We start from the raw sequence: 19464 nt of genomic DNA, 5'->3' as shown, positions 1-19464 counted from the left end.
GCCGGCCGGGGCGGTCACGCCGGTCAGGCCGCACGGGTGTCGCGGCGGTAGCCGCCGGGGGCCTGTCCGTACTCGCGCTTGAAGGCCTTGGCGAAGGCGTACTCGGAGCCGTAGCCGGCCTGGGTGGCGATGGAGGTGAGCGGGGCCTCGGACTCGCGGAGGAGCCGGGCGGCGGTGGTGAGGCGCCAGCGGGTGAGGTAGGCCATGGGCGGTTCGCCGACGAGGTTGGTGAAGCGGCGGGCGAAGGCGGCACGGGAGAGGCCGACCCGTCCTGCCAGCGACTCGACGGTCCACGGGGTCGAGGGGGTCTCGTGGATGGCGGCCAGGGCCGGGGCGACGGCGCAGTCGCTGAGGGCGGCGGCCCAGCCGACGGCGGTCACGGTGGGCTGGTCCTCGAACCAGGCGCGCAGGATGTACAGCAGCAGCGAGTCGATCAGCGCGGGGACGATCCCGGTCGATCCGAGCCGGGGGTTCTCCAGTTCGGCGCCGAGGAGTTGGACGGCGGCGGTCAGCTCGGGGTGCCGTCCCTGCCCGGTGGCCAGGTGGATGACCTCGGGCAGGTTGCGCACCAGCGGGTGCGGGCGCCCCTGGTCCAGGTGGTAGTTGCCGCAGAGCAGGCTGGTCCGGGGGCCGTCACCGCCGAGGGTGACCGTGCCGATCGGGGTGCTCGGCCGGTACTGGTCGGGCCGTTCCGGCTCGGCGGGCGTCGCGGGGTGGTCGGCGAGGACGTGGCCGCTGCCGTCCCGCAGGAAGACCACGTCGCCGGGGCTGAGGGCGATCGGCTCCTGACTTGAGGCGCACCCGAGCGGGATCAGCCAGCACGTGCCGTGCAGCACGACGTGGAAGCCGGCGCCCGCGACCGGGGGCAGACGCAGTCCCCAGGGGGCGCGGCCCTCGGTGCGGACGGACGTGGGGTGTCCGGTCCTCATGGAGCCGAGCGCCTCGGTCAGGATGTCCATGGCCTTCCCCCCGTTCACCGTTCTCGGCCCCACCCTAGGACCCTGCCCCTGCCGCGCCATTCCCCCACCCCCGTCACGCCACTCCCCCACCCCTGTCCGGTGCCGGACGGGACCCACCCCCGTCGGATCCCGTCCGGCACCGCTCCCGTCCATCCCCGCCCCGTTCAGGCGACGGTGAGGACGACCTTGCCCTGCACCCGCCCGGAGCCGACCAGCTCGTGGGCCTTGGCGGCGTCGTCGAGCGGGAAGGTCTCGGCGACGTGCGGGCGGATCCTGCCGGCGTCGACGAGGGCGGCGATCGCCTCCAGCGCGGCGTAGTCGGGCTCGACCGAGACGCCCGCGAACTTCCGCCCGGCCGCCTCGATCTCGGCCGCCAGATCCAGCTTGAAGTGCTCCATGATGCTGACCAGGGTGCCGCCGGGCCGCAGCACCGACAGGGCGCGGGTGCCCTCGGAGGACGAGTCGAAGACGACGTCGACGTCGCGCACCACCTCGGTGTAGTCGGCGGTCCGGTAGTCGATGACCTCGTCGGCGCCCAGGCCGCGCAGGAACTCGTGCTTGGGCTCGCTGGCGAGGGCGATGACGTGGGCGCCGCGGGCCTTCGCGATCTGGACCGCGAAGTGGCCGACGCCGCCGGCCGCGCGGTGGATCAACACCCGCTGGCCCTCGGACAGTTGCGCCGCGTCGACCAGGCCCTGCCAGGCGGTGAGGGCGGCCAGCGGGATGGCGGCGGCCTGCACGTGGTCGAGCGTGGCGGGCTTGCGGGCCACCTGTCGGGACGGCACGGCGACGTAGTCGGCGTATCCGGTGGCGGCGCGGGGGAAGAAGGGCATTCCGAACACCTCGTCACCCACCTTGAACCGGGCCCCCGGGGCAGCCTCCTCGACGACACCGGAGATGTCCCAGCCGACCCCGTACGGCGGCTCGCCGAGCAGCGGGAGGGCGCCGGAACGGACCGCCAGGTCCACCGGGTTGACGCCGCTGGCGTGCACCCGGACGAGCACCTCGCCGCTGAGCGGGGCGGGACGCTCGGTCTCGACGGTCTCGAGAACCTCGGGGCCGCCGAAGGACTTCTGGATGACTGCGCGCATGGGAGTTCTTCCTTCCGGATCGTCCGGCCCGCTGCCGGGTCGGCTTCTGATGTCCTCAACTCTAGGAAGATTGAACGATCCTCTGAATATCCTTCAGTCTTGGAAAGATGTCCGATCGTCTCGCCGGACGAGCGCCTCGGCCCACGGCAGGATGCGAGAGACCGGTCCCTCCCAGCCCAGCTCCGTGAACGTCACGCTGAATTGACCCATGCTTACACCCTGGAAGTGCCCTTTCCTGCCGGTCTGTCAGCCCATAGATTCGTGGTCATGACGAACCCCCGCATCGACTTCGCCACCGCCGCCCCGAAGGCCTTCAAGGCCCTGATCGGCTTCGACGCCGCCGCCCGCGAGGGCCTCGACCCGGCCCTCGTCGAGCTGGTGCAGATCCGCGCCTCCCAGCTCAACGGCTGCGCCTACTGCCTCCACCTGCACACCTCCGACGCCCGCAAGGCCGGCGAGAGCGAGGAGCGGCTGCACATGGTCGCCGTCTGGAAGGACGCCGGCCACTTCTTCACCGCGCAGGAACGCGCCGCCCTCGCCCTCACCGAGGCCGTCACGCTCATCGGCCAGGGCGGTGTCCCGGACGACGTCTACGCCCTCGCCGCCGCCCACTTCACGGAGGAGGAACTGGCCCGCCTGCTGGCCATGATCCTCACCATCAACACCTGGAACCGCATCGCCCTCAGCACCGCCAAGGTCCCCGGCACCGACGAGCGCGCGGCCCACTGACGCCGACCCCTGGCAGCCGCCGGAAACACCACCGGCCTCCCCGCTCCGGGGCGAGGCCCGGGCCGGGGAGGCCGTCGGAACGGTCGGGCCGCCGGCACGGTCGGACCGGCGCAACGGTCACGCCGCCGGCACGGCCAGGCCATGGAAGCGATCAGGCCGGTTCGACCGGGTCCGTCGAGGCGGCGACCCGGTGACGGGTGGCGGCCACGGTGGCGCTGAGGGCCAGCAGGCCGGCCACGACGAGCAGGTTGCGCAGCAGGTCGGGCCCGCTGAACGGCGGCCGCCAGTAGTAGGGCGGTGCCAGCATGACCGTCCAGGGCAGGACGGCCAGCGCGACTCCGGCGGCGCGGACGCGGTCGGTGTCGCGGCGGGCGAGGTTGAGCAGCAGGGCGATGCTCATCACCACGGCCGGCCAGGCGGTGGACACGTCCAGCAGGGTGCGGTTGGCGTCCGAGAAGACGTGGTCGACGGCCAGACCCTCCTCCGGCCAGGGCCAGATGACGGCGATCGCGCCCATCGGCAGGGCGAGTGCGAGCGCGGTGGCCACCATCTCGGAGCGGGCACGACGGGTGACGTCGATGCCGTCCGGCGGGGCGAGGAGCAGCGCGCCGAGGAGGAGCCAGAAGCCGACCAGGGGGAGGTACTGGAACAGCGCCAGGCTCTCGTGGGCGAAGAAGGCCGCGGCGGCCGCGGTCCGCACGAGGGTGCCGGCCAGGACGAGGAGCCGGGCCGCTCCCCAGCGGCCGGACCCCGCGCAGACCAGGGCGAGGATCCACGGAACGGTCTGCGCCGCCCCCACCGCGACCCGGGCGGCGGGGTGGCCCTCGTCGCCGAACTGGTCGGGCAGGAAGAGCCCGAGCAGCAGGTGGACCATGGCCAGGCCCGCCCCGCCGGCCAGCAGGAACGGTGCGGCGCCGGCGAGGAACCGGCCGGCCGGGTCGCTGGAGCTGAGCCGGGTGCGCAGCCGGACGGCATGCGCGGCGACGGTGGCCCATTCGCGCAGCACCGTGCGGCGGTCGGCGCCCTGGAGGGACTCGGCGAGGACGGCGACGATCTCCTCGCCGTTCGCGGCCCGGTACTTGGCGGGGTAGAGGCCGAGCAGCGGGAGCCGGGTGGGCGAGCCGAGGTGGGGGGAGGAGCCGCTCATGCCGCACCCCCGGCCGGTGCGAGCCGCATGAAGCTCGCCTGGAGGCCGGGGCGGCGGCCGAGGGCGAGCCGGCGCTCGGCCTCGACGACCCCGGCGCGCAGGCGTTCCGTCTCCTCGGCCAGCACCCCGCGGCCGTCCTCGGTGAGGGCGAAGGTGCGGCGCAGCCGCCCGGCGACGACCTCCTCGTGGTCGATCCGGATCAGCCCCTGCTGGAGGAGCCGGTCCAGGGCCGTGTAGAGGGTGCCGGTGAGGAGCTTGGTCCGGCCGCCGGAGATGGCCAGGACCTCTTGGACGATGGCGTAGCCGTGCCGCGGGGCGTCGGCCAGCGCGGTGAGCACGAGCCTGGTCGGCTCCTGTAGTTGACGGTTTCCCATGATCGGGAGCATAGGTCAACCATTGGGATATGTCGATGGTTTAGCTATGGGTGCGTCAGATGCCGCTCGCGCCCCCTCCCGCGGCGTCGTCGAGGTGCAGCGCCGCGACCGCCGCGTACGCCGGTACCGCGCCCGCCACCGGACCGGCCCCGCCCTCCCGGACGGCCACGGCCGTCTGCACGGCGGCCGCCAGCGCCGCCCGGTAGAGCAGCGAGCCGAGGCTGACCCGGGCGACGCCGAGGTCCGCGAGCCGGCTCAGCGGCAGGCCGGCCGGGCTGTGGAGGATGTTGAGCGGGACGCGGAGCCGCCCGACCAGCGCCTCGATGGCCGCCGGGTCGGCCAGCCCCGGGACGAACACGCCGTCCGCGCCCGCCTGTTGGTAGACGGCGAGGCGCCGGACGGTCTCCGGCCCGGGGTCGGCGGTCCCGAGCCAGTGGGTGTCGGTGCGGGCGTTGACGAAGAGGCCGGGGGCGGCGGCCTTCACGGCCGCGACCTTCGCGGCGTGAACGGCGACGGGCGCGAGCGTCCCGTCCGCACGGCCGTCCTCCAGGTTGACTCCGGCCACCCCGAACGACGCCAACTCTGCAGCGAGATCGGCCACTTCGGCCGGGTCGTCGGAGAATCCGGACTCGACGTCGACCGTGAGCAGGAACCGCCCGCGCCCGAGCCGGCGGGCGAGCCGGACGGTCTCCCGGCGGGTGGCGGCGGCGCCGTCGGGCAGACCGGCGGCCGCGGCCACGCCGAGGCTGGTGGTGCCGATCGCGGCGAAGCCCTGCTCGGCGAGGGCGGCGGCGGAGGCGTGGTCCCAGGCGTTGGGGAGGAGCAGCGGCTCGCCGGGGCGGTGGTGGAGCGCGGCGAACGGAGTCATGGCCCGATCTCTTCCGCAACGGGGCGCAGGTCGCCCACCGGGCCCGCGTGGTACGCCGACTCGGCGACGCGGGCCCGCGCGACCACGGTGGCGGCCCGCGCGGAGTGCCACTCGAAGGCACGATCGGTGGCCCGTTCGGAGGCCTCGGAGCCCTCGGAGGTAACGGGGGTCTCCGAGTTCACGGAGGTACTCGGGGTGCTCATGCACGCCACGGTAGGAGCGGAACGTTTCGGCCCCGGCCGAACCGTGCCCGGGGCACCATGGACCCATGCCACTCGCCCAGCTCGCCGGACTGCTCGCCGACCCGACCCGCGCCGCCTTCTGCACCGCCCTGCTCGACGGCCGGGCCTGGACCGCCGGCGAGCTGGCCCGGCACGCCGGTGTCGCGCCGTCCACGGCCAGCGAGCACCTGTCCCGCCTGATCGCCGGCGGCCTGCTGGCCGAGGAGCGCCAGGGGCGCCACCGGTACGTCCGACTGGCCGGCCCGGAGGCGGCAGCGCTGATCGAGGACCTCACCGTCTTCGCGGAGACCTCGGCCACCGCGACGGCCCCCGCCAGGGCCCCGCGCAATCTGCGCGAGTCCACCCGGCTGAGCGCCGAGGCCCGCGCCCGGACCTGCTACGACCATCTGGCCGGCCGCCTCGGCGTGGCCGTCACCGACGCCGCGCTGGCCCGTGGCCTGGTGGCGGACGACGCCGGGCTCGCCGTCACCGAGCGCGGGCGGGATTGGCTGGCCGGCGCCGGCATCGAGCTGCCCGCCCGGGCGGGGCACGGCGGCGGCCGCCCGGTGGTGCGCGGCTGCCTGGACTGGACGGAGCGCCGCACCCACCTCGGCGGGGCGCTCGGTGCCGCACTGTGCCGGACGGCGCTGGACCGGGCCTGGGTGGAGCGGATCGGCTCAGGCCGGGCCCTGCGGGTGACGGCGGACGGCGACCGGGCCCTGCACGAGCTGCTCGGTCTCCAGCTCACCTGAGAGGGCTCGGGCTCACCTGGGACAACCCGCCAGGGTTGGGCCCGCCCTGGACGGCTCGGGCCCGAGAACCCCCACCCGAGAGCCCGAGATCCGGCCCCGCAAACCCGAGAGCCGGCCCCGGGAGCCAACCCCGGAGCCGGCCCCTCACCCCATCGTCTTCGCCCCGTCCAGCGACTCCCGGATGATGTCCGCGTGCCCGGCGTGCTGTGCCGTCTCCGCGATGATGTGCAGCAGGACCCGCCGTACAGACCAGCTCGCGCCCGGTTCGAACCACGGCGCCTCCGGCAGGGGGTGGGCGAGGTCCAGGTCGGGCAGGGTCGAGATCAGCTCGTCGGTCTCGTGCGCCACCCGCTCGTAGGCGGCGAGCAGCGAGGCCAGCGTCTCGCCGTCCGCCATCCGGAACTGGCCCTCCCAGTCGACGGGCTCGCTCCGCATCGCCTCCGCACCGCCGGTCGCGAACCGCATCCACCGGCTTTCGACACCCATGACGTGCTTGATCAGGCCACCCAGGCACAGCACACTCACGGTGGTGCGCCGGGCGGCCTGCTCGTCGGTGAGGTCGCGGACGGTGTAGCGCAGGAAGCCGCGGTGCTTGTCCAGCGTCTCCAGCAGGTCGGTCCGCTCGCTGCTCACCGGGCCACCCCGCACATCAGATGTCCGCCAGGACGGGCATGTCCCCGGACGTCGTGCCGAGGTCGATGATGCCGAAGGCCGCGCCCTGCGGGTCGCCGACCGCCGCGAACCGGCCGAACGGGCTGTCCATCGGACCGGCGTACACCTGTCCGCCGCGCTCGGTGATCTTGGCGGTGGTCGCGTCGCAGTCGTCCACGGCGAAGAACACGCTGACGTAGGACGGCGCCTCGGGCGGGAGGTCCTCCGGGCCCATCTTCATCCGGCCGATGACGGGCTGGCCGTCGACGTGGAAGATCTTGTAGTCCACCTCGTCGGTGTCCATCCTCTTGACGGTGAACGGGAAGACGGCGGGGAAGAACGCGTCCGCCTTGCCGGGCTCGCGGGTGAGCACCTCTGCCCAGGTGTACGCACCGGGCGCGCCCTGCTTCTCGAAGCCCTTGTGGCTGCCGGCCTGCCAGACGCCGAAGGTGACGCCGCCCGGGTCCTTGCCGATCACCATGGTGCCGAAGTCGCCGACCTGCATCGGGCCCATCAGGACCTCACCACCGTTGGCGCGGACGCCCTCCGCGGTGGCGGCGGCGTCGGGCGAGGCGAAGTACAGGCACCAGGCGGACGGCGGCGCGTCCTCGCCCGGCATCGGCGGCACGACGGCGGCGACCGCCTTGCCGTCGGAGTACGCCGTCGTGTAGTTGCCGAACTCCGACGAACTCTCGCCGAAGGTCCAGCCGAGCACGTCGCCGTAGAACGCCTTGGCGCCGTCCAGGTCGGCGAACATCGCGTCGGCCCAGCAGGGTGTGCCCTCGGGTAGCGCGGCCATGTCTCTGCACCTCTTCTTGTGGCATTGGTGACGTTTTGCCCCGATTCGTCACAGTAGCCAGTCCCCCGCCCGGCCGCGCCCCGAGCCACGCCTGGGTCACCTCGCCGCTGGCGACGGCCCGCCGGTGCACCCACCGGCGGGCCGTCCCGGAGCGAGCAGCCGCTACCCGGCCGTACCCACCGCACCGCCGGGAACGCCGGGCACGCCGGGCACGCCGGGGACGCCCGGAACGGTCGGACCAGCGGAAGCGGCCGGACCAGCCGGACCAGCCGGACCGGCCGCGGTGAACGGCGCCCGCGCCCCCGCCGTCCCGAAGCCGACCGGCCCGGACGGGACCAGCCCCCGCCGCGGCGCCGCCTCGGCCACACCGACACCCACACCGACGCCCGCGGGGACGCCCACCGGGACACCCGCCCCGACGCCCCCACCCGCCGGCGCCGCCGCCACCGCAACGCGCGCCCCCGACGTCCCCAGGCCCTTCGGCCCCAACGCCGCCGCCTCCGCCACGGCGGGCCCCGCCGGGAGCTCCTCCCGCCCGAAGTGCCGCTTCAGGTCGTCCTCCGTGTACCGCTTGCAGCCCCGGTGCCAGATCAGGATGCCCGCGAGCCAGTTCTCCAGCTCCTTGACGTACCCGTCCAGCAGCGCCCGGCCCTCCGGCCCCAGCTCGAAGTCGTCGTACAGCACCGGGAACTCGTTCTGTGCCACGTGCTGGAACTGCTGCACCCGCGAGTGCATCAGGTCGTCGACGATGCGGACGGCGGCCGGGTAGTCGCAGTTGAAGAAGTTCTGCACGACCAGCACCGCGTTGTGCACCTCGCCCTCGTACTCGACCTCCTTCTGGTACGAGAACAGGTCGTTCATCATGCACGCGTAGTCGGCGGCCGCGTTCTCCAGCGAGCGCATCGGCCCGCTCTCGTAGATCTCGGGCGGGACGGACTGGTCGTGGGCCAGTCGGCAGAGGCTCATGGTGAGGTCGGAGCCGAAGGTCTTGCGGCGCATCTCGACGTAGTCGACCGGGTCGGGGATCCGGTGCTGCGCCTGGTTGTCGAGCTCCCAGACCCAGCTCTCCACCATGTCCTCGACGGCCGTGCGGAACTTCCGCCGGGCGTCGGCGGCCATCGGCCCGGCGGTCCGCTCCCACAGGTCGGCGAGGCCGCGCTCCAGGGCGTTCACCGGCTCCGGCGCCGGGCCTCCGTCGACCGGCATGAACTCGGAGAAGCGTGCGGTCAGGAGCTTGGCGCCGGCCAGGTCGCGGGAGCGCCCGAACACCACCGGGTAGTAGTCGTCGCCGTAGGTGCCCCAGGTCAACCAGGCCGAGGTGAGGTCGAGTTGGTCGGCGGTGGCGTCCGGGTGGATGCCGGCCGAGCAGAGCGGGAAGTCGTAGTCGGCGACCTTCTCGGCCGTCCAGATGTCCGAGTGGGGCAGGCCCGGCTGCGCCTCCAGCATGCCCATCTTCTCGGCCCACGCGAGGGTGTTGCGCCGCGAGGTGTCCAGGTGCCTGCTCAGGTCGACGCTGAACGGGAGCTTGAACTCCGGCAGTCGGGACGGGCCGACGCGCTGGAACGGCACGTGGCTGTGCGAGCGGGCCCGCCGAACCGCCGGGTCGACGCCGCCCGGCGACCCGGGCGTGCCGTCCAGCGTGTTGATCCCGAACGCGCCGCTCAGCGATCCCAACTCGCCCAGCCCGCCCGGGAATGTACGCCCGGGGCCGGGCCGGAGCACGTCCAGCGCCGACGTGCCGACCCCGCCGATCGCGTATGGGTCCCACCAGTTGCTCTCGGCCGCCTTGGCGGCCGCCCCGCCGTCGTTCATGTACCGGCTGGACCGCATGTGCCACTCGTGGCCGCCGGACTGCCAGTCCTGGAGGCCCTTGACGTACGCCAGCACCTTGGCGCAGCCCGCCGGGTCCAGCCCGGTTTCGGCGAACAGCGGCGGTAGTTCGGTGAACACGGTGTTCTCGAACTGCTGGAGCCGCGAGGTGAGCAGGTCGTTGACGGCCTCGGCGGCCTCCTGGGTCGAGCAGCCCAGGAAGGTCTCCAGCACGAGGATGCCGTTGCTCAGCTCGCCCTCGTCCTCGACCTCGCGCTGGTAGGAGAAGATGTCGTTGCGCAGGTGGACGCCGTCCGAGAAGGCGTCCATCAGCACCCGCAGCGGCCGCGAGCCCGAAACCTCCTGCGGCACCTCGGCGTTGGCCGCGTACTCGATCAGCCCGGCGGACCACGGCGCGCCGCCGACCTTGCGGCGCATCTCGATGTACTCGACCGGGTTGGCGATCCGGCCCGCGTTGATGTTGGCGAGCTCCCAGAGCGACTCGTTGAGCAGGTTGCGGGTGCTCTCGGCGAACCGGATCCGCCAGTCCTCGCCCATCGTCGGCACGGTCCGCCGCCAGAGGTCGGCCAGCCCCGCCTCGACCGGGTTGGTGGGCTCGGGCGTCGGTGTGGACGGGTCGGCGGGCATGAACAGCGGCAGCCGGTCCAGGTAGGCCTTGCCGCCCTCACGGTCGTTGGTGCGCTTGTAGATCTCCAGGAAGTGGTCGTCGAAGAAGAAGACCCACACGTACCAGTCGGTGACCAGCGACAGCGCCTCGGCGGAGGCGTCCGGGTGGGTGTACGCGCAGAGCAGGCCGTAGTCGTGCGCCTCCAGGTCGGCCTGGTTCCAGATCCCCGAGCCCTCCAGCATCCCCATCTCCCGGGCCCACGCGGTGGAGTGGGTGCGGGCCTCCTCCAGATGGGGGTTGAGGCGTGCCGGGTGCGGCACGTAGAAGGAGGGCAGTTCGAACGGCTGAGTCACCGGGCGAGCCTTTCTGGACGTGTCGAGGAGGCCGACCGGCACGGCGAAGCACACCGCGGTCCTCTCAGCACCCGCCACCCGGTCGGCTCAGCATTACCCCTGCGCAACGATCTCCACCGACGAACGGGAACAGTCATATGAGATAGGCCCATTGACTCGAACGCCTGCCCAAATCCCCGCCGGCCACTGGATCACCCGTACGACCGGGCATTCATCCCTTCGGGCCGTTCTCGCCGGGCCACCGCCGGGCCGGGAAGTCCGCCCGGACCGGGTGCGCCGGTGGTCAAGGTATGCCGGCGATCCGGCTCCGGTGGGTGACGGGGGAATGCCGAAGGGCGGCGTAGGCCCGACGCGGTGTCGGGGTACGCCGCCCTGGGGCGGGACGGGTTGCGGGAGGTGGCCCGCGCTGTCACGGCGGTTACTTCGGGTCGCGGTTGAAGCTGGAGGTGGACCAGCGGTAGCCGAGTGCGGCCAGGCCCAGGCACCAGGCGACGGCGAGCCACCCGTTGTGGCCGATCTCGGTGCCGAGGAGCAGGCCACGCAGGGTCTCGATGGCGGGGGTGAAGGGCTGGTACTCGGCGATCGGCTGGAACCAGCCGGGCATGGAGTGGACCGGGACGAAGGCGCTGGAGATGAGCGGCAGGAAGATCAGCGGCATCGCGTTGTTGCTGGCCGCCTCGGCGCTCGGGCTGATCAGGCCCATGCCGACGGCGATCCAGGTCAGCGCCAGGGCGAAGAGCACGAGCAGCCCGAACGCGGCCAGCCACTCCAGGACGCTGGCATCCGTGGAGCGGAAGCCGATGGCCACGCCGACGGCGCCGACCAGGACCACGCTCGCCACCGACTGCAGGACGCTGCCGATGACGTGTCCGATGAGCACCGAGCCGCGGTGGATCGCCATCGTGCGGAAGCGGGCGATGATGCCCTCGGTCATGTCGTTGGAGACGGACACCGCGGTCCCGATCGTGGTGCTGCCGATGGTCATCAGCAGCAGCCCCGGGACGAGGTAGGCGATGTAGGCGGAGCGATCGGCACCGCCGCCCATGCCGGCGCTCATCGTGTCGCCGAAGACGTAGACGAAGAGCAGCAGCAGCATGATCGGCGTCAGCAGCAGGTTCAGCGTCAGCGACGGGTAGCGCCGGGCGTGCAGGAGGTTGCGGCGCAGCATGGTGGAGGAGTCGCGCACGGCGAGGGACAGGGAGCTCATCGGACGTTCTCCTTGGGCTGGTTCGGCTGGGTGGGCCGGCCGGTCTGGGTGGGGATGTGGGGGTCGTTGCCGGTGAGGGCGAAGAACACGTCGTCGAGGTCGGGGGTGTGGACGGTGAGTTCGTCGGCCTCGATGCCGGCGGTGTCGAGGCGGTCGAGGATGGCGCGCAGTTCGCGCTGGCTGCCGTCGCTGGGGATCTGCAGGGCCAGTGCCTCGTCGTCCCGGGTGACCTCGCGCAGGGCGGCGGTGGCGTCGCGGTAGGCGGAGGGGTCGGAGAACCGGAGCCGGACGTGGCCGCCGGGGATGAGGCGCTTGAGCTCCTCGGCGGTGCCCTCGGCGGCGATCCGGCCGTCGTTGAGGACGGCGATGCGGTCGGCGAGTTCGTCGGCCTCCTCCAGGTACTGGGTGGTGAGGAAGACGGTGACGCCGCCCGTGACCAGCTCGCGGATGATCTGCCACATGTTGTGGCGGGAGCGCGGGTCGAGGCCGGTGGTCGGCTCGTCGAGGAAGATGATGCGCGGGTTGCCGACCAGGGTCATCGCGATGTCCAGGCGGCGCTTCATGCCGCCGGAGTAGGTGGAGGCGGGCTTCTTCGCGGCCTCGACCAGGTCGAAGCGCTCCAGCAGCTCGGCGGTGACCCGGCGGCCCTCACGCTTGGACAGGTGGTGCAGGTCCGCCATGAGGAGCATGTTCTCCTCGCCGGTGATCAGGCCGTCGACGGCGGAGAACTGCCCGGTGACGCCGATCGCGGCCCGCACCGCCTGCGGGGCGGCGGCCAGGTCGTGGCCCGCGACCTGCGCCTGGCCGTCGTCGGCGGTGATGAGCGTGGAGAGGATCTTCACGGTGGTGGTCTTGCCGGCACCGTTCGGCCCGAGCAGGGCGAACACCGTTCCCTCGGGGACGGCCAGGTCGATGCCGTCGAGGACGGCCTTGTCGCCGTAGGACTTGCGCAGCCCGTTCGCCGCGATGGCCAGGTTGGTCATGAGAGGTGCTCCTTGTGAGGGCTGCGGTTGGTCAGATGCTGCGGGCGGTGATGTCGCCGTAGGAGGTGGTCGCGCGGATGGCGAGGCCGGGGGTGTCGTCGGCGTTCTTGAGCGCGTTGTGGATGCGGCCGTACGCGGTGCCGGCGTCCAGGGAGGCGGAGACGCCGCGGGCGGCGCCGACGGTGATGTCGCCGGACTGGGTGCTCAGTTCGACGGTGCCGCGCATGGCCTCGGCGATCTCGATGTCGCCCCGCTGGGTGGTGATGCGGGCGAGGCCGGAGAGGCGGCCGACCGTGATGTCGCCGTCCTGGACGGTGATGGTGGCGTCGGCGGTCTCGTCGAGCTTGACCGTGCCCTGGGCGGTGTCCAGGGTGACGTCGCCGAGGCGTCCGACGCCGCGGAACTCGCTGGCGGCGGTCTTCGCCTCGACACGGGATCCGGCGGGCAGCTGGATGGTGACCTCGACGGCTCCGGAGTTGCCGAAGATCCGGTTCTTGGCCTCCGGGGCCTCGATCCGCAGGACGCCGTCCTGGTAGTCGACGGCCATCTGCTCGGCCGCCTTGACGTCGCGGCTCTTGGCGGCGTTGGCGGGGAGGATCTCGACGGTGGTGTCGGCCCGGTCGGCGGCGATGAGGCGGACGCGTCCGGCGGGGATGTCCAGGACGGCGGTGATCGGGGCGGCGGTGGCGAACTTCTGCATGGTGTCTCTCCTGCGCTCGTTGTTTCTAACAACGGAAAAGCTACGTTGCATTCGAGATCCACGCAACAAGTACGTTGCGTACGGCGAGCATCAGTGCAGGTCAGAGTGCAAATATCGTTGCAACAGTGCTAAATCTAACGCAACGCCAGGCGCCCCTTGCGTTGCATTGGATTGAAAGTGAACGCTACTCTGGGGTCCGGAGACACCACGGACCACGAAGGAGACCGCAATGCCGGGAGGCAGGCTCACCCAGCAGGAACGCCAACAGATCGCACTGGGACTGGCCGACGGCCTCGCCTACGCGGAGATCGCCCGGCGCCTCGACCGCCCCACCTCGACCGTCACGCGCGAGGTCATGCGCAACGGCGGCCCCACCGCCTACCGCGCCGACCTGGCCCACCGGGCGACCGAACGCCGCACCCACCGGCGCAGGCAGACCACGCCCCAAGGGCCGCAGACGCCCGAGCAGCCCCACGGACGCGACCCCGAAGCCGTGCGCGAGTACGAGGAGCTCTTCACCACCATCCTCATCGCCTCGGGCCTGCCCAACATGACGGCCCGGGTGCTGACCTGCCTCACCCTCGCGGACGAGGGCAGCCTCACCGCCGCCGAACTCGCCCACCGCCTCCAGGTCAGCCCGGCGTCCATCTCCAAGGCGATCACGTTCCTCGAAGGCCAGGGCCTCGTCAGCCGGGAACGCGACGAACGCCGCCGCGAGCGCTACCGCGTCGACGACGACGTCTGGTACCAGTCGATGATGGCCAGCGCCCGCAGCACCGCTCAGCTCGCCGAGACCGCACGGCAGGGCGTCGGCATCCTCGGCCCCCAGACCCCGGCCGCCATCCGCCTGGAGAACATCGCCCGCTTCGTCGCCTTCATCAGCGAGAGCATCACCCGCGCCGCGGAGCAGGCCCGCGACATCCTCCACACGAAGTCCACGACGCCCTCGGACCGCACCACCTGAGCCGTGGTCGGACCGGGCGGACCGGGCGGTGCGGCCGGTGAGGAACCCCGTGTCCCCACCGGCCCCGCCCCGCCTCAGACCGTCTTCACCGAACCGCCGTCGATCAGGAAGTCCGCCCCGGTGACGCTCCCCGCGAGCGGCGAGGCCAGGTGGACGACCAGTGCCGCCACCTCCGCCGGTTCGACCAGCCGGCCGGTGGTCATGCCGGCCGTCCCCGGCAGTGCGGCCAGCAGCTGCTCCTGCTCCAGCCCCAACGCCGTGGCCAGAGCTGCACCGTAACCGGTCGGCGACTCCCACATCGCCGTCCGCACCGGGCCGGGCGAGACGGTGTTGACCCGCACCCCGCTCGACCCGAACTCCTCGGCCAGCGCCTTCCCGAAGGCCGTCAGCGCGGCCTTGGCCACCGTGTACGGGACGGGCCCGGCGTGCGGCATCCGGGCGCCGTTGGAGGAGATGTTGACGATCGTGCCGCGCCGCCGCACCAGCCCGGGCAGCGCGGCCCGGGTGGTGCGGACGGCCGCCATCAGGTTGAGGTCGAAGGACTGCCGCCACTGCTCGTCGTCGCACGAGAGGAAGCCGCCCAGCTGCTCCCCACCGCCGTCACCGCCGCCCACGTTGTTCACCAACAGGTCGACGTCGTCGCCGAGTTCGGCCGTCGCCACCTCGATCAACCGGGCCGGACCGTCCGGCGTCGACAGGTCGACCGGGACGGCGACGGCCCCGGTCGCCGCCAGCTCGGGCGTCACCGTGCGGGCACCCGCCACCACCCGCACCCCCTCGGCCGCCAGCGCGGCCACCACGGCCAGCCCGATCCCCCGGCTCGCCCCGGTCACCACAGCGGCCTTGCCGCTCAGCTGCATGTCCATGTTGCACCCCTCCAACGCCCACAACGTTGCGTCACTCATGATGCAAGTAAGCTAAGATATGCATCACTAATGTTGCAACTATCGGGCGAGTAGCAACTCCGCTGTACCCTTCGGCCGAACCACGAGGCCCGACCAACCGAACGAGCCCGACCACACGAACGAGAGAGGGGCGGCCGATGCGAGCGGACACCGAGCGCACCGTCCGGGCGATCCTGGAAGCCGCCGAACGCGTCCTGAGCGCCAACCCGGCCGCCACGATGGAGCAGATCGCCGAGGCCGCCGGCGTCGCCCGCACCACCGTCCACCGCCGCTTCGCCACCCGCGACGCCCTGCTCGCCGCCCTCACCGCCTGGGCCACCCGGCAGTTCCACGCGGCGGTCGAGGCGGTCGGCGACCACACCCCGCCGCTCGTCGCCCTGCACCAGGTGACCGCCAACGTCCTCCGGGTGAAGATCGGTTGGGGGTTCGCGATGGGCACCGCCCTCCCCGACGACCCGGAGACCGCCCGCATCCACGCCGAGGTGCTGGACCGCTGCAACCGCCTGTTCGCAGACGCCCGCGACGCCGGCATCCTGCGCCCCGACGCCGACCTCGCCTGGGTTCGCCGCGTCTACTACGCCTTGATCCACGAGGCCGCCCAGCCGCACCCCGGCACCGACGACACCCCGGAGGAACTCGCCGCCCGGGTCGTCGACACCCTCCTCGACGGCCTCGGCCCCCGCTGAAACGCCGGGAGGGGCGAGCGGATGACCCGGCTCCCCCCTCCCCCGCCCGACCGCTCAGACGAACAGCACCGCCTCGGCCGGCGGGAGGTCGGTCGCTGGCCGGGCGCTCTCCGCCTCGCGCCCGGCGACGATCGCGACGAGGTCCTGATGATCCTGGCGCCGCTCTGACGCCCGGACGCGCGAGATCCCGTGTTCGTCCCGGTGAACACGGGATCTCGCCCGTCGGGCCGACCCCTTCCGGCAACTCGACTTGAGGACAGGGGGAGTTGGCGACAAGTCCACTGCGGACGGGCTCACCCGCGAAGTCCCTTGCGGATGAGGTCGGTGAGCCGCTCGATGACGTCCGCCCGGACGGCGCCCAGGTCGATCAGCACAACGCCCGTGGTCCGGGCCGACCGCCAGTCCACGCCCGCTGAGGGGAGGGTGAGACCGGCGGCGGCGAGGGTGGCCTGAAAGTCGTCGAAGGCATCGGCGGCGCGCCGGCGGTCGTGGGCCGTCATCCTGCCCAGCATGCTCATGGTGGCTCCTCGGGTGCGGAGTTGAGTGACTCAGAAGGCGGCGGGCGCCGTCGGCGGCTTGTGCTGCGAGAGCCAGCGGGGGTCGGTGTCCCACTCGACGCCGCCGCCGAACGGGCGGAGGAAGACCACGCCGTGGTGGAAGGCCATGAACGCGCCCCACCGCCCACTGCGGACGTCGAAGACGGCCTCACCCCGGCGGACGGGCCGGTACGGCAGGACCGGCGGGACGGCGGTCGGGACGGGCGCGGGCGCGACGGGGGTGAGGCTGTCGCTGTTGAGACGGGCCTCGGGGATGGCGTCGTTGCAGTTCGCGCAGAGGCACGGCGGGAAGTTCCGCTCGATGATGAGGTTCGTCATATCTAATCCACTGTTCGAGGACGATCCGATGCGGGAGGAGCGCAGGAGGAACGCGAGAGCCGTCGCGTTTTCGCGAATCCCTTGCGATGGAAGTGTCGGTCTGTGACCGTGGGATAACCAAGGGTTTCCACAAGACACTTCAGGCGCTCTTACAGCGGGGGAGGTGGGCCGAGATGGCTCGCAGGAAGGTGGATCCGGGCGACCGGCCCAGGACCTGGGGAGACGAACTCGCCCACTGGCGACAGGCGGCGGGCCTGCGACAGGACGAACTGGCCGTGATGGTGAGCATCCATCAGACCCGCGTGTCGCAGTTCGAGTTGAGCAAGGCACCGCCGACGCTCAAGGATGCGGCGATGTTCGACAAGGCGCTCGGAGCCGGCGGCCACCTGGTTCGAAGCTATGAGCTAGTCGCGCCGTACTTGCACGATTACCACCCGGACTGGTTCCAGGAGTTCGCGAGGTCGGAGGCGAAGGCGCTCGCCATCCGAGAGCTGCACACAGGTCGAATCTCAGGTCTTCTACAGACCGAGAGTTACATGCGGGCACTCTTCGATGCCCAAAACGGGGATCTCGGCCCCGAGGAGATCGACTCTCTGGTGCGCGCTCGGCTGGAGCGTCAAGAACGTCTCCTCATCGGCGGCAACGAACCGTTCCTCATCGCGATCCAGGAACAAGCGACGCTGGAGAGGCCGATCGGCGGCCCCGCAGTGATGCGTGAGCAACTGCAGCACCTTCTTGCACGTATGCAGCGTCGAAACGTCGTCGTTCAGGTGCTCCCGTACGCGGCAGCAGCGAGCGTCAGAATGTCCGGGATGGTGCTGTTGGAGATGCCGAACGGGCGTAGCCGCATCTACTCCGAGAGCCTGGACCGCGGGCACTTCATCGACGAACCAGACCAGGTCCGGAGTTGGGTCGCTGACTATGATCGGATCCGTGCAGCAGCGCTGTCCGAGGCGGAGTCTGTCCGACTGATCCGCGGAATCATGAGAGGACTGAACGCCCATGTCCCTGGCCCCAGATCTGACGACCGCACTGTGGCGCAAGAGCAGCTACTCAGACGGCAACGGCGGCAACTGCATCGAGGTGGCCCCCGGCTACCCCCACCACGTCCCGGTGCGTGACAGCACGGACCCCCACGGCCCCGCCCTCCTCTTCACCCCCGCCGCCTGGGACGCCTTCATCGCCGCCGTCCACACCGGCGAGTTCGACGCCTGAGCTGCCGGACAGCGACGCCCGTCAGAGCTGATCCCGCCGCACCTCGACGTACGTCCGCTCGCCCTGCGCGTCCGTGACGTCGATGACGACGCCCGTCCACTCCTCGTCGGGCTCTTCCGGCACCTCACCCGTTCGGTACTCGGCGTCCCGCAACAGCTCCCCGGTCACCCGTACGCCCGCGAGGCGCTCGGCCAGCGCCAGGACGGCGGCCTTGCGATCGACGGCGGGATCGCCGTCGCCGGCCGGGTCGAGTCCGACCTCCCTCATCACGGCGTTCAGCTCGTCGGGGGTGCTGCCGCTCCGGTGCGCGGGCCCCTCGAAGGTGGTCCGCAACGCGCCGTTCTCGTACCAGCGGAAGAAGTCCATGGGCTTCCCGGCGTTGCCCGAATGCGAGACGGCCCGCGTGCCGGCGGACAGGGCTTCCATGAGTCGCGGCCGCATCCCCAGGTCGCCTCCGAGTTCCAGGGCGAGCACCCAGTCGCCCCCGTCTCCCGGCACGGTGAACGCCCCCACGAGCGAGGACTCCGCCCAGTCGTCCTGCTCCTCCGCGAACTCCTGGTGCTCCTCGATCAGTTCTTCGAACCCCTCGCACTCACCACGCGGCTCGGCCCCCACCAGCGTGAGCAGTTCCTCCGGCGAGACACCCCGCACCAGCGTGAGGGAGTACCCGACACCGAAGGCGTACCGGAACGGCGAGCCCGAGGAGCGGATCCAGCTGTAGTCGGCCGCTGTCACTGAGTTCATGCACCGCATCCTGTCAGCGACCACTGACGAAGCCGCTGCCAGGCGACCGCGCCCGGCGTGACGCCCCGGAGCACCGTCCCGATCGAGGCGATGCCGGCCGGGACCAGCATCAGGAGAACCACTGGTCGAACGTGAACTGGACGGCTTCCCGCACCAGCTGCTCCTGGATCTCGGCCTGCAGGGCACCCGTAGGGGCAGGAGCGGGCGCCGGCTGGACCTCCCACCACGGATCGCCCCCTGGCATCGCCGCCACGGCATTGAAGCGGATGTCTCCCGCGAACCAGATGAGGCCGCGCCCGTCGGTCATCCCGAGCCAGGCCGACTCGGGCAGGTTCTGGTAGGCCGCGGCGACCGTCCCGTCGGGCGCCAGCAGAAGTACTCTGCGCGGCACGGATCCGCTCACGTCCACGAGGCGACACGGCCAGACCTGCCACGGCTGCTCGACGAGGATCTTCCGCCGCGCTTCCAGCACGCCTATTCGACCCTTAGTGATGGCACCGAACAGGGAGCTCATGATTGCCGCCCCCAGGAGTGCCCCTATGAATGCGGCACCGGGGCCTGCCCATGCCCAGCCGCCGATTCCGAGCGGAATTCCCCCCAGCACGTATCCCGCTATCGCGTCCCTGCCGACCTGCCGCCGCACCTCGGCCACCGCCGAATCCAGTGCCTCGAGCGTGTGGGGCGTCACCTCCCCGGCAGGGCGCTCCGACACCCGGTACCCGTAGTCGCGTGCCAGCACTGGCAGCACCTCCCCTTGTGCCCACCCCACGCCCGCCAAGCGATGGTAGGCCGTGAAGCCTCGGA

23 protein-coding genes and 1 pseudogene are annotated in these 19464 nt (G+C 71.9%); 7 read left to right on the top strand and 17 right to left on the bottom strand.

The annotated features are described in order from the left end of the window. Positions 1 to 23 precede the first annotated feature (23 nt). Together OG286_RS21440 and OG286_RS21435 are read right to left on the bottom strand one after the other, a co-directional pair. The gene (locus OG286_RS21440) at positions 24 to 959 is read right to left on the bottom strand and encodes an AraC family transcriptional regulator (RefSeq protein ID WP_396324034.1); all 936 of its coding nucleotides are present in this window, start codon (positions 957 to 959) and stop codon (positions 24 to 26) included. 164 nt (positions 960 to 1123) lie between these two features. Beyond that, positions 1124 to 2050, bottom strand: a complete 927-nt coding sequence (locus tag OG286_RS21435; RefSeq protein ID WP_405360425.1) for an NADP-dependent oxidoreductase — start codon at positions 2048 to 2050, stop codon at positions 1124 to 1126. A 267-nt stretch (positions 2051 to 2317) separates the two neighbouring features. Here OG286_RS21435 and OG286_RS21430 point away from each other — a divergent pair, with 267 nt between their 5' ends. Then, positions 2318 to 2779: a carboxymuconolactone decarboxylase family protein gene (locus OG286_RS21430; RefSeq protein ID WP_405360427.1), complete on the top strand. Its 462-nt coding sequence runs from the start codon at positions 2318 to 2320 to the stop codon at positions 2777 to 2779. 151 nt (positions 2780 to 2930) lie between these two features. Here the strand turns inward: OG286_RS21430 and OG286_RS21425 are convergent, their stop codons facing one another. From OG286_RS21425 to OG286_RS21410, 4 genes are read right to left on the bottom strand one after another with little or no spacing between them, the layout of a single operon-like run. Beyond that, positions 2931 to 3926 carry a hypothetical protein gene (locus OG286_RS21425; protein ID WP_405365678.1) on the bottom strand — a complete coding sequence of 332 codons (996 nt, stop codon included), beginning with the start codon at positions 3924 to 3926 and terminating at the stop codon, positions 2931 to 2933. After that, entirely contained in the window at positions 3923 to 4300 is a 378-nt protein-coding gene (locus OG286_RS21420) for a PadR family transcriptional regulator (protein WP_396324038.1), read from the bottom strand. Before OG286_RS21420 ends, OG286_RS21425 begins: the two co-directional genes overlap by 4 nt. Positions 4301 to 4355: 55 nt before the next feature. Further along, complete coding sequence (locus OG286_RS21415) at positions 4356 to 5168, bottom strand: isocitrate lyase/phosphoenolpyruvate mutase family protein (protein ID WP_396324039.1); 813 nt, start codon at positions 5166 to 5168, stop codon at positions 4356 to 4358. Next, on the bottom strand, positions 5165 to 5371 hold the full coding sequence (locus OG286_RS21410) for a hypothetical protein (protein ID WP_405360430.1): 207 nt from the start codon (positions 5369 to 5371) through the stop codon (positions 5165 to 5167). The genes OG286_RS21415 and OG286_RS21410 overlap by 4 nt, the downstream gene beginning before the upstream one ends. A 65-nt stretch (positions 5372 to 5436) precedes the next feature. Here OG286_RS21410 and OG286_RS21405 point away from each other — a divergent pair, with 65 nt between their 5' ends. After that, positions 5437 to 6141: an ArsR/SmtB family transcription factor gene (locus tag OG286_RS21405; RefSeq protein ID WP_405360432.1), complete on the top strand. Its 705-nt coding sequence runs from the start codon at positions 5437 to 5439 to the stop codon at positions 6139 to 6141. A 144-nt stretch (positions 6142 to 6285) separates the two neighbouring features. Here the strand turns inward: OG286_RS21405 and OG286_RS21400 are convergent, their stop codons facing one another. From OG286_RS21400 to OG286_RS21375, 6 genes are all read right to left on the bottom strand, one after another. Further along, positions 6286 to 6774 carry a DinB family protein gene (locus OG286_RS21400; protein WP_396324042.1) on the bottom strand — a complete coding sequence of 163 codons (489 nt, stop codon included), beginning with the start codon at positions 6772 to 6774 and terminating at the stop codon, positions 6286 to 6288. Positions 6775 to 6790: 16 nt separating this feature from the next. Then, positions 6791 to 7591, bottom strand: a complete 801-nt coding sequence (locus OG286_RS21395; RefSeq protein ID WP_405365677.1) for a VOC family protein — start codon at positions 7589 to 7591, stop codon at positions 6791 to 6793. Between the two features lie 162 nt (positions 7592 to 7753). Beyond that, complete coding sequence (locus OG286_RS21390; protein WP_405365676.1) at positions 7754 to 10381, bottom strand: germacradienol/geosmin synthase; 2628 nt, start codon at positions 10379 to 10381, stop codon at positions 7754 to 7756. 418 nt (positions 10382 to 10799) lie between these two features. Continuing rightward, on the bottom strand, positions 10800 to 11588 hold the full coding sequence (locus tag OG286_RS21385) for an ABC transporter permease (protein WP_396324045.1): 789 nt from the start codon (positions 11586 to 11588) through the stop codon (positions 10800 to 10802). Continuing rightward, positions 11585 to 12571 carry an ATP-binding cassette domain-containing protein gene (locus OG286_RS21380; RefSeq protein ID WP_405360436.1) on the bottom strand — a complete coding sequence of 329 codons (987 nt, stop codon included), beginning with the start codon at positions 12569 to 12571 and terminating at the stop codon, positions 11585 to 11587. The genes OG286_RS21385 and OG286_RS21380 overlap by 4 nt, the downstream gene beginning before the upstream one ends. A 31-nt stretch (positions 12572 to 12602) precedes the next feature. Continuing rightward, positions 12603 to 13271 (bottom strand): DUF4097 family beta strand repeat-containing protein, encoded by a 669-nt coding sequence (locus OG286_RS21375; RefSeq protein WP_396324047.1) that lies wholly within the window; start codon positions 13269 to 13271, stop codon positions 12603 to 12605. Positions 13272 to 13500: 229 nt separating this feature from the next. On the opposite strand from OG286_RS21375, the gene OG286_RS21370 reads away from it, so the two are divergent. Continuing rightward, the gene (locus OG286_RS21370; protein ID WP_405365675.1) at positions 13501 to 14235 is read left to right on the top strand and encodes a helix-turn-helix domain-containing protein; all 735 of its coding nucleotides are present in this window, start codon (positions 13501 to 13503) and stop codon (positions 14233 to 14235) included. Positions 14236 to 14309: 74 nt separating this feature from the next. Here the strand turns inward: OG286_RS21370 and OG286_RS21365 are convergent, their stop codons facing one another. Continuing rightward, positions 14310 to 15101, bottom strand: coding sequence for an SDR family NAD(P)-dependent oxidoreductase (locus OG286_RS21365; RefSeq protein WP_396324125.1), 792 nt, complete (start codon positions 15099 to 15101; stop codon positions 14310 to 14312). Between the two features lie 176 nt (positions 15102 to 15277). Here OG286_RS21365 and OG286_RS21360 point away from each other — a divergent pair, with 176 nt between their 5' ends. Further along, positions 15278 to 15826 (top strand): TetR/AcrR family transcriptional regulator, encoded by a 549-nt coding sequence (locus OG286_RS21360; RefSeq protein ID WP_396324049.1) that lies wholly within the window; start codon positions 15278 to 15280, stop codon positions 15824 to 15826. Between the two features lie 69 nt (positions 15827 to 15895). Beyond that, a pseudogene (locus OG286_RS21355) lies at positions 15896 to 15994 on the top strand (GNAT family N-acetyltransferase); the annotation flags it as partial. A 125-nt stretch (positions 15995 to 16119) separates the two neighbouring features. Here OG286_RS21355 and OG286_RS21350 read toward each other — a convergent pair. Both OG286_RS21350 and OG286_RS21345 read right to left on the bottom strand, forming a co-directional pair. Continuing rightward, positions 16120 to 16344 carry a hypothetical protein gene (locus tag OG286_RS21350; RefSeq protein ID WP_396324050.1) on the bottom strand — a complete coding sequence of 75 codons (225 nt, stop codon included), beginning with the start codon at positions 16342 to 16344 and terminating at the stop codon, positions 16120 to 16122. A 30-nt stretch (positions 16345 to 16374) separates the two neighbouring features. Then, the gene (locus OG286_RS21345; RefSeq protein ID WP_396324051.1) at positions 16375 to 16701 is read right to left on the bottom strand and encodes a hypothetical protein; all 327 of its coding nucleotides are present in this window, start codon (positions 16699 to 16701) and stop codon (positions 16375 to 16377) included. 173 nt (positions 16702 to 16874) lie between these two features. Between OG286_RS21345 and OG286_RS21340 the strand changes: the two genes are divergently transcribed. Further along, complete coding sequence (locus OG286_RS21340; RefSeq protein ID WP_396324052.1) at positions 16875 to 17822, top strand: helix-turn-helix domain-containing protein; 948 nt, start codon at positions 16875 to 16877, stop codon at positions 17820 to 17822. Beyond that, on the top strand, positions 17785 to 17916 hold the full coding sequence (locus tag OG286_RS21335) for a DUF397 domain-containing protein (RefSeq protein WP_396324053.1): 132 nt from the start codon (positions 17785 to 17787) through the stop codon (positions 17914 to 17916). Before OG286_RS21340 ends, OG286_RS21335 begins: the two co-directional genes overlap by 38 nt. 21 nt (positions 17917 to 17937) lie before the next feature. Here the strand turns inward: OG286_RS21335 and OG286_RS21330 are convergent, their stop codons facing one another. Beyond that, positions 17938 to 18660: a DUF6461 domain-containing protein gene (locus tag OG286_RS21330; protein WP_396324054.1), complete on the bottom strand. Its 723-nt coding sequence runs from the start codon at positions 18658 to 18660 to the stop codon at positions 17938 to 17940. 109 nt (positions 18661 to 18769) lie between these two features. Beyond that, positions 18770 to 19399 carry a hypothetical protein gene (locus tag OG286_RS21325; protein ID WP_396324055.1) on the bottom strand — a complete coding sequence of 210 codons (630 nt, stop codon included), beginning with the start codon at positions 19397 to 19399 and terminating at the stop codon, positions 18770 to 18772. Between the last annotated feature and the right edge of the window lie 65 nt (positions 19400 to 19464).

The organism is Kitasatospora sp. NBC_00039 (genome assembly GCF_045160625.1).
Lineage (GTDB): Bacteria > Actinomycetota > Actinomycetes > Streptomycetales > Streptomycetaceae > Kitasatospora.
Note: the sequence above shows the minus strand (reverse complement) of the source record. Positions and strands in the feature narration are given on the sequence as shown.

Bases quoted from the DNA above. Each gene is read 5' to 3' on its own strand.
- OG286_RS21415 (WP_396324039.1), bottom strand. From the start codon at position 5,168: ATGACTCCGTTCGCCGCGCTCCACCACCGCCCCGGCGAGCCGCTGCTC.
- OG286_RS21330 (WP_396324054.1), bottom strand. From the start codon at position 18,660: ATGAACTCAGTGACAGCGGCCGACTACAGCTGGATCCGCTCCTCGGGC.
- OG286_RS21360 (WP_396324049.1), top strand. From the start codon at position 15,278: ATGCGAGCGGACACCGAGCGCACCGTCCGGGCGATCCTGGAAGCCGCC.
- OG286_RS21375 (WP_396324047.1), bottom strand. From the start codon at position 13,271: ATGCAGAAGTTCGCCACCGCCGCCCCGATCACCGCCGTCCTGGACATC.
- OG286_RS21385 (WP_396324045.1), bottom strand. From the start codon at position 11,588: ATGAGCTCCCTGTCCCTCGCCGTGCGCGACTCCTCCACCATGCTGCGC.
- OG286_RS21380 (WP_405360436.1), bottom strand. From the start codon at position 12,571: ATGACCAACCTGGCCATCGCGGCGAACGGGCTGCGCAAGTCCTACGGC.
- OG286_RS21370 (WP_405365675.1), top strand. From the start codon at position 13,501: ATGCCGGGAGGCAGGCTCACCCAGCAGGAACGCCAACAGATCGCACTG.
- OG286_RS21345 (WP_396324051.1), bottom strand. From the start codon at position 16,701: ATGACGAACCTCATCATCGAGCGGAACTTCCCGCCGTGCCTCTGCGCG.
- OG286_RS21435 (WP_405360425.1), bottom strand. From the start codon at position 2,050: ATGCGCGCAGTCATCCAGAAGTCCTTCGGCGGCCCCGAGGTTCTCGAG.
- OG286_RS21350 (WP_396324050.1), bottom strand. From the start codon at position 16,344: ATGAGCATGCTGGGCAGGATGACGGCCCACGACCGCCGGCGCGCCGCC.
- OG286_RS21430 (WP_405360427.1), top strand. From the start codon at position 2,318: ATGACGAACCCCCGCATCGACTTCGCCACCGCCGCCCCGAAGGCCTTC.
- OG286_RS21425 (WP_405365678.1), bottom strand. From the start codon at position 3,926: ATGAGCGGCTCCTCCCCCCACCTCGGCTCGCCCACCCGGCTCCCGCTG.
- OG286_RS21420 (WP_396324038.1), bottom strand. From the start codon at position 4,300: ATGGGAAACCGTCAACTACAGGAGCCGACCAGGCTCGTGCTCACCGCG.
- OG286_RS21395 (WP_405365677.1), bottom strand. From the start codon at position 7,591: ATGGCCGCGCTACCCGAGGGCACACCCTGCTGGGCCGACGCGATGTTC.
- OG286_RS21405 (WP_405360432.1), top strand. From the start codon at position 5,437: ATGCCACTCGCCCAGCTCGCCGGACTGCTCGCCGACCCGACCCGCGCC.
- OG286_RS21440 (WP_396324034.1), bottom strand. From the start codon at position 959: ATGGACATCCTGACCGAGGCGCTCGGCTCCATGAGGACCGGACACCCC.
- OG286_RS21340 (WP_396324052.1), top strand. From the start codon at position 16,875: ATGGCTCGCAGGAAGGTGGATCCGGGCGACCGGCCCAGGACCTGGGGA.
- OG286_RS21365 (WP_396324125.1), bottom strand. From the start codon at position 15,101: ATGGACATGCAGCTGAGCGGCAAGGCCGCTGTGGTGACCGGGGCGAGC.
- OG286_RS21410 (WP_405360430.1), bottom strand. From the start codon at position 5,371: ATGAGCACCCCGAGTACCTCCGTGAACTCGGAGACCCCCGTTACCTCC.